This is a genomic window from Lacrimispora sp. YZC11 (assembly GCF_057543815.1).
Genome location: NZ_BAAJYQ010000006.1, coordinates 610,786 through 627,073 on the forward strand (window position 1 = coordinate 610,786; position 16,288 = coordinate 627,073).

15 protein-coding genes and 2 tRNA genes are annotated in these 16,288 nt (G+C 44.7%); 4 read left to right on the top strand and 13 right to left on the bottom strand.

Translation table 11 applies throughout. The features are described from left to right. Positions 1 to 53: 53 nt before the first annotated feature. The 10 genes from ispF to AC27IJ_RS09145 form a co-directional block, all read right to left on the bottom strand. Positions 54 to 596, bottom strand: a complete 543-nt coding sequence (gene ispF, locus AC27IJ_RS09100; protein WP_312500993.1) for a 2-C-methyl-D-erythritol 2,4-cyclodiphosphate synthase — start codon at positions 594 to 596, stop codon at positions 54 to 56. Between the two features lie 84 nt (positions 597 to 680). Continuing rightward, positions 681 to 1,607 (bottom strand): diacylglycerol/lipid kinase family protein, encoded by a 927-nt coding sequence (locus AC27IJ_RS09105; protein WP_312442211.1) that lies wholly within the window; start codon positions 1,605 to 1,607, stop codon positions 681 to 683. A 178-nt stretch (positions 1,608 to 1,785) separates the two neighbouring features. Beyond that, a complete protein-coding gene (locus AC27IJ_RS09110) occupies positions 1,786 to 2,421 on the bottom strand; it encodes a GntR family transcriptional regulator (RefSeq protein ID WP_312442210.1) in 636 nt (211 codons plus the stop codon). A 23-nt stretch (positions 2,422 to 2,444) separates the two neighbouring features. Further along, positions 2,445 to 3,284 (bottom strand): carbohydrate ABC transporter permease, encoded by an 840-nt coding sequence (locus AC27IJ_RS09115; RefSeq protein ID WP_487148478.1) that lies wholly within the window; start codon positions 3,282 to 3,284, stop codon positions 2,445 to 2,447. An 11-nt stretch (positions 3,285 to 3,295) separates the two neighbouring features. Next, entirely contained in the window at positions 3,296 to 4,165 is an 870-nt protein-coding gene (locus AC27IJ_RS09120; RefSeq protein ID WP_312500992.1) for a carbohydrate ABC transporter permease, read from the bottom strand. A 160-nt stretch (positions 4,166 to 4,325) separates the two neighbouring features. After that, the gene (locus AC27IJ_RS09125; RefSeq protein ID WP_487148481.1) at positions 4,326 to 5,744 is read right to left on the bottom strand and encodes an ABC transporter substrate-binding protein; all 1,419 of its coding nucleotides are present in this window, start codon (positions 5,742 to 5,744) and stop codon (positions 4,326 to 4,328) included. A 14-nt stretch (positions 5,745 to 5,758) separates the two neighbouring features. Further along, complete coding sequence (locus AC27IJ_RS09130) at positions 5,759 to 6,718, bottom strand: uroporphyrinogen decarboxylase family protein (RefSeq protein WP_487148483.1); 960 nt, start codon at positions 6,716 to 6,718, stop codon at positions 5,759 to 5,761. Positions 6,719 to 7,024: 306 nt separating this feature from the next. Continuing rightward, positions 7,025 to 7,098: transfer RNA gene (locus AC27IJ_RS09135), tRNA-Met, on the bottom strand. 37 nt (positions 7,099 to 7,135) lie between these two features. Next, positions 7,136 to 7,208, bottom strand: a tRNA-Val gene (locus tag AC27IJ_RS09140). 241 nt (positions 7,209 to 7,449) lie between these two features. After that, on the bottom strand, positions 7,450 to 8,331 hold the full coding sequence (locus AC27IJ_RS09145; protein ID WP_487148485.1) for a LysR substrate-binding domain-containing protein: 882 nt from the start codon (positions 8,329 to 8,331) through the stop codon (positions 7,450 to 7,452). A gap of 129 nt (positions 8,332 to 8,460) precedes the next feature. On the opposite strand from AC27IJ_RS09145, the gene AC27IJ_RS09150 reads away from it, so the two are divergent. Then, the gene (locus AC27IJ_RS09150; protein WP_487148487.1) at positions 8,461 to 9,459 is read left to right on the top strand and encodes a YeiH family protein; all 999 of its coding nucleotides are present in this window, start codon (positions 8,461 to 8,463) and stop codon (positions 9,457 to 9,459) included. 96 nt (positions 9,460 to 9,555) lie between these two features. On the opposite strand, the gene AC27IJ_RS09155 is transcribed toward AC27IJ_RS09150, so the two are convergent. Continuing rightward, positions 9,556 to 10,479, bottom strand: a complete 924-nt coding sequence (locus tag AC27IJ_RS09155) for an NYN domain-containing protein (protein ID WP_312442203.1) — start codon at positions 10,477 to 10,479, stop codon at positions 9,556 to 9,558. Between the two features lie 244 nt (positions 10,480 to 10,723). Here AC27IJ_RS09155 and AC27IJ_RS09160 point away from each other — a divergent pair, with 244 nt between their 5' ends. From AC27IJ_RS09160 to AC27IJ_RS09170, 3 genes are read left to right on the top strand one after another with little or no spacing between them, the layout of a single operon-like run. Then, a complete protein-coding gene (locus tag AC27IJ_RS09160; RefSeq protein WP_312442202.1) occupies positions 10,724 to 10,921 on the top strand; it encodes a spore coat associated protein CotJA in 198 nt (65 codons plus the stop codon). Next, positions 10,921 to 11,217, top strand: a complete 297-nt coding sequence (locus AC27IJ_RS09165) for a spore coat protein CotJB (protein WP_312442201.1) — start codon at positions 10,921 to 10,923, stop codon at positions 11,215 to 11,217. The genes AC27IJ_RS09160 and AC27IJ_RS09165 overlap by 1 nt, the downstream gene beginning before the upstream one ends. Then, a complete protein-coding gene (locus tag AC27IJ_RS09170; RefSeq protein ID WP_312442200.1) occupies positions 11,217 to 11,837 on the top strand; it encodes a manganese catalase family protein in 621 nt (206 codons plus the stop codon). Before AC27IJ_RS09165 ends, AC27IJ_RS09170 begins: the two co-directional genes overlap by 1 nt. Positions 11,838 to 11,885: 48 nt before the next feature. On the opposite strand, the gene carB is transcribed toward AC27IJ_RS09170, so the two are convergent. After that, the gene (gene carB / locus AC27IJ_RS09175; protein ID WP_487148490.1) at positions 11,886 to 15,080 is read right to left on the bottom strand and encodes a carbamoyl-phosphate synthase large subunit; all 3,195 of its coding nucleotides are present in this window, start codon (positions 15,078 to 15,080) and stop codon (positions 11,886 to 11,888) included. Beyond that, positions 15,080 to 16,153, bottom strand: a complete 1,074-nt coding sequence (locus AC27IJ_RS09180) for a carbamoyl phosphate synthase small subunit (RefSeq protein WP_487148492.1) — start codon at positions 16,151 to 16,153, stop codon at positions 15,080 to 15,082. Before AC27IJ_RS09180 ends, carB begins: the two co-directional genes overlap by 1 nt. Between the last annotated feature and the right edge of the window lie 135 nt (positions 16,154 to 16,288).

The window sequence follows — 16,288 nt, forward strand, 5'->3', positions numbered from 1 at the left end:
CCTCTTTACCGGGCGAAATGATATACCCGCAGGGTGTCCCATCAAACCTGTTTTTATTTCTTGCAGCCTCCGCAGCAGCCTTTACAATCAGGAGCCATGATCCTGTCATCAAAACAGTAGTCTCCCATGGATGTCAACAGGACTATCGCTTGTGAAGATATTCCCTCTTCCTTTCCGGTAAAGCCAAGACCTTCTTCTGTAGTGGCTTTTACATTGACCTTTCCTTCGGGAAGCTTCAGGGCATCCCCAATGTTTTGTACCATGGACCGCCGATAGGTAAGAAGCTTTGGCTTTTGCGCAATGACAGTGGCATCAATATTCTCGATCACATATCCCTGCTCCTCCAAAAGTCCGCCTACGTGCTTCAAAAGTTCAATGCTGGATACCCCTTTATACTTTGGATCCGTATCCGGGAAATGTTCTCCGATATCTCCCAGAGCAGCAGCACCTAAAAGAGCATCTATAACTGCATGGACCAGCACATCTGCGTCAGAATGGCCCATAAGTCCCTTTTCATAAGGAATCTTTACGCCGCCCAGGATCAAATCTCTTCCTTCCGCTAATTTATGCACATCATATCCCTGTCCAATTCTCATAATTCTTCCTTTCCTCTTTCTTGCCCACGTTTTTTGGGCATAATGGTATACCCGTAGGGTGTTTCTTCTATAATATATATATTTCTATACAATCATACGCAGCTTTTTGCTAATACATCGAAGCTGCACATCGTTTTGGCAAAAACAGCTTTCTCCATCTACATGGACTGCCATTGGACGGTCCATATGAATCATAACTTCCTCACAGGTATAAAACCTGATGCCCATGTGTAAGGACTTTCTTCCCATAAGGGATCGGATCAGCACAGGGATCAGTTTCCTTTTTTTTCGGTTATTCATGACACAGACTGACAACTGCCCGTCTTCAAAATTTGCATCCGGTGCAAATTTAAATCCGCCGCCCTCATAAGGGTGGATGTGTACGGATATAAAATAAGCATGGCTAAACTCAACTTTCTGGACCCCATTTAAAAGAATATACCCTTTTGAGGGCTTGGCAAGGATCAGCTGCTTGATCCCTACAAGAAGATAGATAAGTTTCCCGATGCAAAGCTTATGGAGCAATCCCTTTGACTTTGAATTAAGGATGTTATGACAAACAGCCGCATCCATCCCAATTCCGGCACTGACCATAAAGCGGCGGTGGGATATCTCTCCATCTCCATAGGATAGAACACCGTAATCCATGAGCTTATAGTATTTTGGATGTAGTATTTTCTTTAAGCACCGGACCGGATTCTTTGGCAGCTTTAAGCTTCTTGCCAGATCATTACCAGATCCGGCGGGAATATACCCAAAAGTAACAGAGCCGCAAAAGGAAAGCCCATCCAGGATTTCATTTACAGTTCCGTCTCCGCCTACCCCTATGATAACGCTTGATTCCCTGCAGCCTTCTGTCAGTTCTCTGGCAAATCTCCTGGCATCTCCTGGCTTCTCCGTAAGAAATGCTGAATATTCCACATGACCGGCTTTTAACACTCTTTCCAATTTCTTCCAAACGTTTCTTCCCCGTCCGCAGCGTGAATTCGGGTTTACGATAAAATAGTACATGGAATCCCTCCACTTTTTGCTATTTGTTAGTATATCATAAAACAGGAGAAATGAATATAAAAATTATGGAAAAACCCATTGGCACTTATACCGTAACAGAAAAGAGCGGCTCTGCCCAGGCTGATCAATCAGTCCGGACAGCGGCGCCCTTCTTACATTCCTGTATTAATCCCGTTCTTTATAATATCTCATGCTTAAATGATTCCACATCATTAATCAAAATCGCCTTTGCCAGCTCCAAATCTCCGGACTCAATGGCCGCTACCAGATTGACATGGTTGGTTCCATCGGAAACCTTACTTTCATTCCATAGCTTTGTAAAATATTGGTTGGATATCCTGGTACAGATATTCATAGCATCTGCCAGTGATTTCTGTATATAGCCGTTCCCACAGTAGCTGCACAATGTCCTGTGAAAAAGATTATTGGCTTCCCAGTGTATCTTTGAGTCCCTGGTATCGATAAGCCGTACCGCCTCTTCGTTTTGACGCTTTAATTCATCAATCTGTTCTTTGGTAAGGCGGAAAAAACACAACTCCAGAGCACCCAATTCAATCACTTTCCTGTATTCTATAATCTCCATTATCTGGCTTGGAAGTATCGCAGTAAGCTGGTAGCCGAATCTTGGAATATTATTAAGCACCTCTTCACTGCACAGCTGTACCAGGGCCTCTCTCACCGGAGTCTTGCTGACCCCGTATTTTTCTATGATTGTTCTTTCATTAATAATGTCATTTGCCTGGTAGACACCATCCAGGATATCTTTCAATATGCCCTCATACACCTGGTTTTTTATAGATTGGCCCTGCATCATGTTTCCCCTTTTTCTTTTCGTTATTAGCCTTTTACAGCCCCTGCCATCATTCCAGCTTTCTGAAATGTCTGTAATATTAAATATAACACAATTATCGGAATAATTACAAGTGTTGTACCTGAAAGAATTACAGGCCAGGGCGTTGAAAGACCCTCACTGACAGGCAGCAGAGAAATGGTGACCATCAGTGTATATTTCGCCTGTTTTCTTAAGAAGAGCAAAGGCCAGAAGAAGTCATTCCATCTGGCAATCAAGGTTACGGACGCCCAGGAAGCCAGAGCCGGCTTAATAACCGGCAGGATAATCCGCCGAAAGATCCCAAAATCCCTGCATCCGTCTATTTTAGCCGCCTCAATCAGTTCATCGGGCACGTCGCTTATATACTGGTGCATATAGAAAATGCCTACAGCTGTAGCAATCCTCGGAATCACCAGGGACCATAAGCTGTTAATCAGATTCAGTTTCTTCATGATGACAAACATGGGAACAGCCCCTACCTCCGGCGGAACCAGCATGGTTGCAATAACAAAATAAAACAGGAAATTTCTTCCCGGAAACTTGTACTTTGCAAAGGCAAATCCTGCCAGAGAACAGAAGAACAGAGAAGTCACCGTTCCCATAACTGTGGTAAATACACTGTTAAAAAAGTTTGCAGCAACAGGTATCATGGAAAATAACTTGTTAAAGTTGCTTAACGTAGGATTTGCAATCCAAATGAACTGAAATCCGCTGATGCTTTCTGAAGTTGGCTTAATGGAAATCAGGCACATCCATAATATAGGAAGAATGCAGATCAGGGAGATTATGATTAATGCCCCATGAACTGCAAAGGATGCCAGATTTTTCTTATTCGTATATCCCATAATCTTTCCTCCTATAATTCTCCCTGTCTTTTCTTCACTGTCATCTGTATCATTGAAAGGACAGCCAGTATCACAATCAGGATTACGCCGATGGCGGACGCATAACCCATATTGAAAATATTAAATCCCGATTCATACATATACTGGAACAAGGATGTGTTGGACGTACCCGGCCCAGGCAAAATGTAGGATTCATTAAAAATCTTCCAGCTGTCCACAGTAAGGGTAATGGAACAGAAAAACAGAATATTGCTCAGGGAAGGCAGGGTAATATAAAAAAACTGTTTCCACTTATTGGCACCATCCACAGTGGCTGCTTCATAGTAATCCCTGGGTATGTTTAACAGGCCGGAAAATACGATCATGGTAAACCAGGGGGTATTTCTCCATACGTTCAGCATAATAACCGGAATCCTGGAATACTTAGTACTGGTGAGCCAGGGGACCTTTTCCACTCCAAGGGAAACCAGCAGTTCATTAAACAGGCCCACATTCTCATCAAAGAGCATTCTGAAAATCAATCCCATGGCAATGGCCGCACAAATATTAGGCAGGAATGTAACTGTCCTGAAAAATGCTTTTCCTTTGAGCAGATCGGAATTTAACAGGCTTGCAATGAGCACAGACAGCACCAGTATGAATAGAAGGCCTGTAATCCAGTATTCTACGGTATTCCCCAGAGCATCCCAGAACATGTTGTCAATCAGCAGCTTCTTATAATTGCCAACTCCGCAAAACTTCGGCGTCCCGATCCCCTTCCAGTTGGTAAGGCTGATGTAAAAGGTCCAGATGGCAGGGATCAGCTGGAATACAAGAAACAACAGGAAAAACGGCAGTATGAACAGATAGGGAGTTTTATATTTATTCAATGTTTTAAGCATATGATTTCTCCTCACATTTTACAACGAAGAAAAACGGGCTATGGGAGTTTTTCTTCGTTAACGCGGCACTTGCCTGATGAATGTGCTAGCATATTCCTCCGGCTTATGGCTGGCGCAAATACAAGGGGAAGGCAGTTCCTTCCCCTTATAAAGTTTTATGCTACTTGATGATTTCCGCCTGGCCGATTTTAGCCTTTAAGTTCTTATCCATATTGGCGATGGCCTGATCCATGGTCTGGTTGCCTGCCACGTAATTCTCAATCTCTGCCGAGATAATTCCATCTGCCTCTGCATCCTGAGGTGTGACAACCAGATTGGCTGCACCGTTCTCCAGACACTTGCCCTCTATCTCCCGGAAGGACATACCGCCATAGAAACTGGAAGGCTCTTTCCAGAAGTTATCCTGAAGCATTTCTAAGGAAATAGGGTTGGCATATGGAGCATTCTGGGACTCCATGGATTTTACCCATGTATTCCTGGACTGGGTATCAAAGGTAAAATCTTTCCAAAGCTGCTCCAGAAGCCCGGCATATACATTATCCCCCTTGTTTACGATACAGAAATAGGATGATACGGGAGCCCCTGCCTTGCCAACGCCGTCAAACACAGGGGAAGACATGACCCGCCACTGTCCTGCCGTCGACTGGCAGTTCTTTCTCATGAATTCATCCCAGAAGGCACCGATATAGAAGGTGGCCACTTTCTGCCCATATATTTCATCATATAATGCAGGTTCCATGATTTCAGATTTTAACAGCAGCCCTTCGGAATATAAAGTGTCCAAAGTTCCCAAAGCCAGCTTTGTTCCTTCATCCTCTCCTATTACAATACTGCCGTTATCATCCCAGATTCTCCCATTGGCCTGAGGCATAAGACCTCTTCTCCCCCAGTACCTCCAGGTCTTGCTGCTGGGGCTGATGTAGGATAAATATACCTCACCATTGCTCTTTTCCTTTAATAGGCGCCCTGCTTCCACATAACCGTCAAAGGTTTCCATCATCGCCGGATCCACACCGTATTTTTCAAATATGTCTTTGTTATAGAATAACACATTAGGGCGTACAGATTCCGGAAGTCCGTAAATCTTGCCATTTAATGTAGCATCATTGGCGGCGCCCTCCACCATCTTATCCATGTAGGACTTTAGAAAGTCTGTCTCATCCTTTAGGATCCCTGCCTGAGAAAGGTCCATGATATTCACCGGGTCAAGATATGTAGCATCAGGAAGGTCGTCATCTGCACCTGCCAATGCAGTCATGGTGATTTTTTCACGGCTCTGGGCATGTCCCTCTGTCTGCACAATCTCAATCTTTACGTCCGGAGCAATATCTTTGTGATCAGCCAGCCAGGCATCATAGTACTCCTGAAGATACTGGGGCTGGCCTGTGCCGTAAATGGTGATGGTACCTGCCGGATAAACGGTTTTATCCTCTGCCGTACTTTTCTCCTTGTCTGCTGTCTGGGTGCCGTCACCGGCGGATGCCGTTGTACTGCCCGTACCGGCGCCGTTCCCCCCGCAGCCTGCAATCATGCCTGCCGTCATCACTGCTGCCAAAAAGCTTGCTACTGTTCTTTTCATTTTTTCTCCTCCTCTTACATCTCTCTTGCCACTTCTGTGATTGCACGGATCCTCTCATAAGGAATCTCTGTAGGAAGTGTACAGTCAGCGCCAAGGATGAATGATGTTTTTCCATAATCACGAATTACCTTCTTAGCTTCTGCTTTCAGTTCATCTATGGTCCCTTCTACCATGACTCCGCTTCTGTTGGCAAGTCCGCCCATGACGGTTATGCCGTTGAATAGCCGTTTCCCCTCTTCAAGGCTGAAATCTGTCTCATAAATACCCCAGTTTACCACATCAGCCAAGCCGTTGTAGGATTCATATCTCTTCATATTTAAATTATTTTTACACATATGAAGGAAATTAATACCTCCTGCTTCTTTGGAAGCCTTTAATATCTCCTTGTCAAAAGGCTCCATCATTTCTGAAAATTCTTCATCCGTAAAGTAATGCTTCTCTCCGCCTAATGCTGCGTAATATATTCCATCCAGTCCCAGCTCCTTATATTTTACTGCCAGCTGGCACATGCCGTCTGCTATTCTCTTAAATGCTTCCAGAACCGGCTGCTTATTCTCCCTGATATGGGTACAGAACAATTCTCTTACGCTCTCATAACCATAACGCGCTTCAATGGGATGAATGGCGGATGCACAAATGCCGTGAAGCGTGCCCAGAGAGAATGCATCAGGATCTGCCTTATCCATGATTCTCTTTACCATCTCAATCTGGCTTTTCATGAAGGCATCATTTAAGGAATAGCGTGGTATTTTATTCCAGTCCTCAGGAATCCTGATTTCTCCTGCATCAGGAACCAGGTTCTCATTCATGATCTTGATGATATCCGTATCTGTCTGACGGAAAAATTCAAGATGGGACTCCACTCCCTTCTCTCCTTTTGCCTCGCTTTCCGGAAAGTGTAATGAAAATCCGGTGGGCACATAATCCACCTCTCTTCCCTGGATGGCTGCCAAAACCCGCTCTCTCTTTGTCATAACCATATCTCCTTTGCTCTTCTGTTTATACTACTGATATTATCACTGTTATTATCAATTGTCAATATATCTATGGTCATATTTTATACTTTTCTTGATATATTTTTTTTATTTTGTGCAATTTGTCTTTGCGTACTGCTTTCTGACTACGGGAAGATGCACTTTACTTTACAATGCTACGCCTCATTACAATCCTGTGATTGTATCAGTTCCATAAGTTTTCTTTTAAACACCATGGTATGCCTCTGGTTTATACGGGAATGCGCAAAAAAAAGACATCTGTTATATAACAGATGTCTTAAAAAGTAGCGGAAGGGAGATTCGAACTCTCGACACCACGGGTATGAACCGTGTGCTCTGGCCAACTGAGCTATTCCGCCATATTTAATTGAATGGATAAGCGTGTCCGCTTATCAATGGGACCTACAGGGCTCGAACCTGTGACCCTCTGCTTGTAAGGCAGATGCTCTCCCAGCTGAGCTAAGATCCCAGTGCTTTCTTTGTCCAGAAACTCTTTAATTTTCTTTCGTTCCCGACTGCTACATTAGTATAATATTAATTGTATTAATTGTCAACACTTTTTTGTCAATTATTTTCATTTTTTCCTGTCTTTTTTAAAACCTCGGTTTTACGGGGAATTCTGTCATTTTTATGCGGTTGAATTGAGGAAATATTCCGGTAAATCCGGTTGATTCGCAAGCAGGAGGTCGATAGATGCCTTTAACCAACCTTCATTCCCCATGGAGAATGTCAAACAACTCCTTATAATAAGATTTATAAATACTTCCCTTTCTCCATATGAAAGTAAAATCATGGATCAGCTGAAAATCCTCCAATTCTATTCTTTTTAAAATGCCCCTGTTTAATTCCTCCTTTACTGCAGCTTCATAAAGAAATGTAATTCCCTGCCCTTTTGCCACCATTTGTTTCATGGCACCAATGTTGCTGATTTCCATTATATTAAGGAAATCATGGAGCAGTAAATTCTTCCCTTCCAGATAACGCTCAAAGACATACCTGGTTCCTGAGCCGGGTTCCCGGATAAAAAGCCTTTCCCCTAGAAGATCCTCCACTTTTACGATCTCCCGCTGAAACTCATAGTCCGGGGCACAGACGGCTGCAAACGGCTCCGAGGCAAATACCAGAAAATCATATTCCTTTTTCTGGAAAAACCCCTCAACCAAAGCGAATTCAATCTCCCCTTCATTCAGTTTTAAAAGCAGCTCCCTGGTATCCCCAACCACCATCTGAACCGCTGTCTCCGGATAAAGACGAAGGAACCTTATCAGAGCTTCCGGCATCACATACTCTCCTATGGTCATGGTAGCGCCAAACACCAGCCTCCCGCCTTTTCCGGATTGCTGCTCCATGATCTTCTTTAAATGCAGCTCATCATCCTTCATGGTTATGGCAGCCGATAAGAAAACTTTTCCCGCCTCCGTTAAATTCACCTTTTTTCCATTGTATTCAAACAGCCTGACTCCATACTTGTTTTCTAAATAATGGATATGATGGGATACCGCAGGCTGGGTGATATGAAGTTCACCGGCTGCCTTTGTAAAGTTCATGTAACGACATACTGTAAGAAAAGTATCAATCCGAAAATCCAGCATAAATTATATTCTCCTTTTTATTTCTCCATTAACCATAACATATTTTTATGATTTAATAAATATAAATAATTTTATTTTATTGTTATTATCCAATATAATAAAGCCAATTCAAAAAGGAGGATTTAACTTATGAAAAAATACGCCCCAGGCGCTCTTCTCTGCCTTTTAATATCCGCTCCCGCATGGTTTTTAGGAAAAGCCTTCCCGGTTATCGGCGGCCCTGTTTTTGCTATTCTCATCGGCATGGCATTGGCACCGCTTGTAAAAGAGAAGGAATTTTTCCGGCCGGGAGTGGCTTTTGCTTCCAAAAAAATCCTGCAATACGCCGTGATACTCCTGGGCTTCTCCATGAATCTGGCTACGGTTCTTCAAAAGGGAAGGGAAGCCCTGCCAATCATCCTGGCAACCATCTCCACTTCCCTTTTGATTGCATACTTCCTTTCCCGTGCGCTGCGGCTTCCCGGCAAAACCTCCATTTTAATCGGCGTGGGCTCTTCCATCTGCGGAGGTTCTGCCATTGCCGCAACAGCTCCGGTTATTGACGCCGATGACAGTGAAATCGCCCAGTCCATATCTGTCATCTTTTTTTTCAACATCATAGCCGCTCTGCTTTTTCCTGCTTTAGGTTCGGCTTTGGGACTTTCCAATGAAGGCTTTGGCCTGTTTGCCGGAACTGCAATTAACGATACCTCTTCCGTAACGGCCGCCGCATCCGCCTGGGATGGCATGTACGGCAGCAACACCCTGGAAGCAGCCACTATCGTAAAACTGACCAGAACCCTGGCCATCATCCCCATTACGCTGTTTTTGGCGTGTTACAAAACCGGAAAAGAAAAAAAAACTTCGGAACGCTCCATCTCCATTGGGAAAGTTTTTCCGTCCTTTGTACTCTTTTTCCTGCTTGCTTCCATAATCACCACGGTATTTCCCATACCAGCAGGCATTACCGGTTCATTAAAAGACTTAAGCAAGCTCTTTATTATCCTTGCTATGGGAGCGATTGGAACCAATACCGATTTAATTAAGCTGATACGGACAGGCAAAAAGCCTCTTTTATTAGGTTTTTGCTGCTGGTTAGGGATATCTGTGGTAAGCCTGGTCCTTCAAGTGATTCTAGGAATCTGGTAAAGCCAGATGCAGGAAAGCAGGAATTCCTGCGCCTGACGCATTAACAGAAATAAAACGGCCAGGAAACATGGATTTCATTTTCCTGGCCAACCTTATTTACTCTTCTTTTTTCAGATACACTGTCTTATTATTATTTTTATTCTCCCGAACCTCTAATTGTCCGATGCTGTGGACAAATTTTGAGAAAGTGGAATACCCGTAATCCTTTACCTTAAAATCTGCAAATTTACGGTGTATGCCATTCCCCAAAGCTGCCAGCTCCATACCGTTCTTTCCGCTGCCCTTTACCAGTCCCACTGCAAAATCATCCAGCTCATGCTTTTTGGTACGGTTGTCCTTCATCCGAACAGTTACCACATTATTGGATTTTCTAAGTTCAAAGCCGCCCATTTCCTCCAAAAATTTGGACAGGGAACTGTAGCCGTAGTTTCTTACATCAAAATCGGAATATTTCTTCACAAGGCGGTTGCCGATCTCCCCAAGGCCTGTTGCCTTATTCTTATCTTCATTCTCTAAAATAATTGAAGTGATATCCTGTTCAATCACCTCTTTGCCTATGGCGCCTCCTCCGGTACCTTCTTCATCCTGATCAAGGAGGACTTCCAGATTTGTAAAAACCGTGCAGGCCGCCCGGAAAGATTTTGGAGTCTTATCCTCTCCCATTCCAATGACTTCCTTACCGGACTCCCGAAGCCTGCTGGCCAGACGGGTGAAATCGCTGTCACTGGACACGATGCAGAATCCCTCCACATTGTCCGTATACAGCAAGTCCATGGCATCAATGATCATGGCGGAATCGGTTGCATTCTTTCCTACGGTATTGGAGAATTGCTGGATGGGAGTGATTGAATTTTCTAATAGCTCCATTTTCCATTTTCCCATCTGGGAGCTTGTCCAATCCCCGTAAATTCTTTTGTAAGTAATGACCCCATAGCGGGTCATTTCATCCAGAATACTTGTAATATACTTTGCGGAGATATTATCCGAATCAATCAATACTGCAAATTTCTTATCGCTCAATACTCTGCTCTCCCGTCTTTATTATTTTCATTTTTTCTGTCAATTCGCTCCTGCTTTTCCATTATATTTCATTTTTCAATATATTACAATATCATTACAGTGGATAAAATGGGATAATTTTTGCAACGTATTTTATTTTATTTCAACCATACTAAGGAAGAAAGCTTAAAGAATAACTAAAAACACCTTACAGGTGCACCTTTATGCCTAAAAAATGGGCAAGAAACAGGAAAGGAGTGTTATTATGAATTCAAGTACCTCATGTGGATGTGACACATCAAAGGGAAATTCTGCAACACCTTCAAAAACGGTTCAACTGGCTATTGCTACGATTCCCATGCAGCCCTGGGAACAGCCTTATGATCCACAGACAGCCTTAAAACATGGGACTATTTTTCCATCCCTTAACCTGCCTTTTTATGTAACGGGAGGTGAACAATAATGGCTGATCAAAAAGCTCTTTTAAAGCAGATCACAGAAGTAAGCTTTACTGTTAATGATTTAACATTATATTTAGATACTCATCCTGTGGATGAAAATGCATTAACAGCCTTTAAACAGGCTATGGATCAAAGAAAACAACTTTTAAAAACCTATGCGGAAAACTTTGAACCTCTTACCATAAACTGTGTCTGCCCTGATACCAACAACAAAACAGAAACCAATACAAAATATGCAGGACAAAAGCATTTTACCTGGGTAGACGGCCCGCTGCCTTGGGAAGGAGGTAACTTATAATGTGGAATTACGAAAAAAGATTGCAGTTCCCTGTAAATATCAAAGAAACATGCCCGAAAACAGCTTCTCTCATTATCAGCCAGTTTGGCGGACCTGATGGAGAATTGGCAGCTTCCATGCGTTATCTTTCCCAAAGATATTCCATGCCATGCAAGGAAGTGGGGGGACTTTTAACGGACATTGGTACAGAAGAGCTTGGGCATCTGGAGATGATCTGCTCTATCATTTATCAGCTGACGAAAAATCTGACTGTGGAACAGGCTAAGACCGCAGGGTTTGATGCCTACTATGTTGACCATACCACGGCACTTTGGCCCACTGCTGCGGCCGGAGTTCCTTTTAATGCCTGTGAATTCCAGTCCAAGGGTGATGCCATTACCGATTTAATCGAAGACCTGGCAGCCGAGCAGAAGGCAAGGACAACCTATGAAAACCTCATCCGGATCATACCGAATCCTGATGTAAGGGAACCGTTAAAATTCCTTCGGGAAAGGGAAGTAGTGCATTTTCAGCGGTTTGGTGAAGCTCTAGAAAAAATCAAATCCAATTTAAATTCTAAAAACTTTTATTATTATAACCCGGAATTTGACAAACAATTTGTCAAGAACTCTATGCAATAAGCAAAAGAGCTGGAACAGGTTTCCCACCTGTTTCAGCTCTTTCTTTATTTAAATCCTGGCAATATCAATCAGGGTAAGTTCTTTGGCTTTGTTCTCCATACTGGTCACTAAGGCTGCCGCCGTATCTAAGGAAGTCAATACCGTCACACCGGTCTCAATGGCATTTCTGCGGATTACGAATCCGTCCCTGCTTCTGTCCGCTCCCTGAGTAGGCGTATCAATGACAAGATCGATCTCATGGCCCAGGATTAAGTCCAGAAGGTTTGGTGATTCCTGCTCCAGCTTGCGAACCATAAAAGCCTTTATCCCATGGCTGTTAAGCGCTCTTGCCGTTCCTGATGTGGAAAATATCTTATAGCCCTGGGCCTGGAACCTTCTGGCAATGTCAATGATCTCCTCCTTATCGGAATCCTTCACGGTTATGATCATGTTTTTATGCCTTGGAAGCTTGATCCCTGCCCCTGCGAATGCCTTGTAAAGAGCCTCATTAAAGGTCTTTGCTATTCCTAAGCACTCTCCGGTGGATTTCATCTCCGGTCCAAGGCTTACATCGGCGCCCCGGATCTTTTCAAAGGAGAATACCGGCATTTTTACAGCAATATAATCTGCCTCCCGCATAAGTCCGGGTTCATACCCCAGCTCCTTTATGGTATGCCCGCAGATGACCTGGGTCGCTAAGGGGACAATGGGGATTCCGGTCACTTTGCTGATATAAGGCACGGTACGGGAAGACCGGGGATTTACCTCAATAACATATACTTCCTCCCCGCTTACAATGAATTGAATGTTGATCATTCCCTTGACGTGCAAGGCTTTCGAAAGCCTTCTTGTATATTCCACCAGCTTTTCTTTTACCGCTTCACTTATGCTCTGGGCCGGATATATGGAAATGCTGTCACCGGAGTGCACGCCTGCTCTTTCTATATGCTCCATAATGCCGGGAATCAGAATATCCTTGCCGTCGCAAACCGCATCCACTTCAATTTCCTTGCCCGGGATATATTTATCCACCAGAATGGGGTGTTCCTGAGCGATCTGGTTGATGATCCCAATAAATTCATCAATATCCTGGTCAGAGATGGCAATCTGCATACCCTGGCCGCCCAGTACATAGGAAGGCCTTACCAGTACTGGATATCCAAGCTCTCCTGCCACCTTCTTGGCTTCTTCTGCCGTGAATACTGTCTGGCCTGCAGGTCTTGGGATCCTGCATTCCTCCAGGATCTTATCAAACAGTTCCCGATCCTCTGCCGCATCCACATCCTCCGCAGCCGTTCCAAGAATGGGGATCCCCATATTGATCAGGGCTTGCGTCAGCTTAATGGCTGTCTGGCCGCCGAACTGGACCACCGCTCCGTCAGGCCTTTCAATGTCAACGATGTTCTCCACATCCTCCGGGGTAAGGGGCTCAAAATACAGCTTATCCGCGATATCAAAGTCCGTGCTCACGGTCTCCGGATTGTTATTGACAATAATCGTTTCATATCCTTCCCTGCGGAAGCTCCATGTACTGTGAACCGAACAGAAGTCAAATTCAATTCCCTGTCCGATGCGGATAGGGCCGGAGCCAAGAACCAGCACCTTCTTTTTTCCAGCGGTTTTTACCGCCTCATTCTCGCTTCCAAAGCAGGAATAATAGTAAGGGGTTTCAGCGGCAAATTCAGCGGCGCAGGTATCCACCATTTTAAACGCTGCCATAATGCCGTTATCCCTTCTCATCCGTCGGATTTCCGGCGAGGGAATTCCTGTCAGCCTGGAAATTACCGTATCCGGAAATTCAATCCTCTTTGCTTCCTTTAATAAATCCAGGGTAAGAGGCCCGTTTTTAAGGGCTTCTTCCATTTCCACAAGAATTGCCAGCTTATCAATGAACCATATATCAACTTTAGTAATATCATGGATCTTTTCGTAGGAGATGCCTCTTCTTAATGCTTCGGCAATGACCCAGATCCTTCTGTCATCTACAAGGGAAAGGGTCTCAACCAGTTCTTCATCCGTAAGCCCTGTAAAATCATAGGACATCAGGCTGTCCACTTGCTGCTCCAGTGAACGGATTGCCTTCATTAAGCCGCCTTCAAAATTGGTGCAAATGCTCATGACCTCACCGGTGGCCTTCATCTGGGTCCCCAAATTTCTCTTGGCGCTTAAGAATTTGTCAAAGGGAAGGCGGGGCATCTTAACTACGCAATAATCCAGCATCGGTTCAAAGCTGGCGTAGGTTTTCTTTGTTACCGCATTCTTTATTTCATCCAGGGTATAGCCCAATGCAATTTTAGCCGCAACTTTTGCAATGGGATAACCGGTTGCCTTGGAGGCCAGGGCCGAGGAACGGCTGACCCTGGGATTTACCTCGATCACACAGTACTCAAAGCTCTCCGGGTGAAGGGCATACTGCACGTTGCAGCCTCCTGTGATTCCCAGCTCACTGATGATCTTTAAGGAAGAGGTGCGGAGCATCTGGTATTCCTTATCCCCTAATGTCTGGGAAGGAGCCACCACAATGCTGTCACCGGTATGAACGCCCACTGGGTCGATGTTTTCCATATTACATACGGTGATCACGTTGCCGGCGCCGTCACGCATCACCTCGTATTCAATTTCCTTCCACCCTGCAATGCAGCGTTCCACAAGAACCTGTCCAACGCGGGATAAACGTAGTCCATTTTCCAGGATCTCCCGGCACTGCCCCGGATTTTCAGCAATGCCTCCTCCGGAACCTCCCAGGGTATAGGCAGGCCGAAGTACCACAGGATATCCGATCTTTTCAGCCACCTTAAGGCCGTCTTCCACATTTTCTACGATATCAGAGGGAGCCACCGGTTCGCCGATCTTTTCCATGGTCTCTTTAAACAGCTCCCGGTCCTCCGCCTTTTTAATGGTCAGGGCCGTGGTTCCGATCAGGCGCACATCCTGTTCTTTTAAAAATCCCTTGTCTTCCAGTTCCATGGCAAGGTTTAAGCCTGCCTGCCCTCCAAGGGTAGGAAGGACGCTGTCCGGCCTTTCCTTTAAAATGAGCTGTTCCACTACCTCTACGGTCAGGGGTTCAATGTAAACCTTATCCGCAATGTCTTTATCCGTCATGATGGTTGCCGGGTTGGAATTTAGCAGGACTACTTCGATTCCCTCTTCTTTTAAGGAACGGCAGGCCTGGGTTCCGGCGTAATCAAATTCTGCTGCCTGGCCGATGATGATAGGGCCTGAGCCAAGAACGAGCACTTTTTTAATATCCTGATTCTTTGGCATTATTTTCCCACCTCCATCATTTTTATAAACCGGTCGAATAAGTAGCCGGAATCCTGGGGCCCCGGACATGCTTCCGGATGATACTGCACAGTAAATATGTTTTTATTCATATATTTCAGTCCCTCATTTGTCCCGTCGTTTACATTGACAAAGGCAGGAACAGCCACCACCGGATCAATGGTATCCACATCAACCACATAGCCGTGATTCTGGGAAGATATATACACACGTCCGGTTTCTAGATCCTTTACCGGATGGTTGCCCCCCCTGTGGCCGTATTTCAGCTTATGGGTATCCGCTCCGGCGGCAAGAGCCATGAGCTGATGTCCCAGGCAGATGGCAAAAATAGGCACATTGGATTCGTATAATTTTTTTATCTCCCCAATGATTTCCACGCATTCCTTGGGATCGCCGGGTCCGTTGGACAGCATAATTCCATCCGGGCGGGAAGAGAGAATCTCTTCTGCTTTCGCAAATGCAGGGTAAACTGTCACCTCACAGCCTCTCTCCTGTAAGGAACGGGCGATATTATTCTTTGCCCCTAGATCCAGAAGGGCCACCTTTTTTCCGCAGCCGGGAAGTACATATTTCTCCCTGCAGGTGGTCTTCTCCACCACACCGGTCACAGAATAGTTTTTCATACGCAAAATGACTTCGCCAAGGTCAAAACCTTCATCGGTTGTGATCATGCCGTTCATAGTACCTTTTTCTCTTAGAATTTTTGTTAGGGCTCTCGTATCGATACCACTGATACCTGGAATGTTGTGTTCTTTTAAGAAATGCTGAAGGGTATCCCCGCTTCTAAAGTTGCTGGGAATTCTAGATAATTCTCTGACAATGTAGCCATCCGGCCATGGTTTTAATGATTCCATATCTTCATGACAAATACCGTAATTACCAATCAGGGGATAAGTCATCACAACCGCCTGCCCCGCATAGGAGGGGTCGGTGAGGACTTCCAGATAACCCGTCATGGAAGTATTGAATACGATCTCGCTGATCACTTCCCGGGTTGAACCAATACTCGATCCTTTAAATACAGTGCCGTCTTCCAGTATTAAAAAAGCTTTCATACGCAAAGTCCTGTCCTTTCTTAATGCTATGGTTATTGAGCTTGCCGTAATGCTACGGTTCAACCATGCCATTCATAATTTGGCGGATAGAATGTATCTCCAATAGGCGAATATGTATGCCGCCAAATGTTTCTG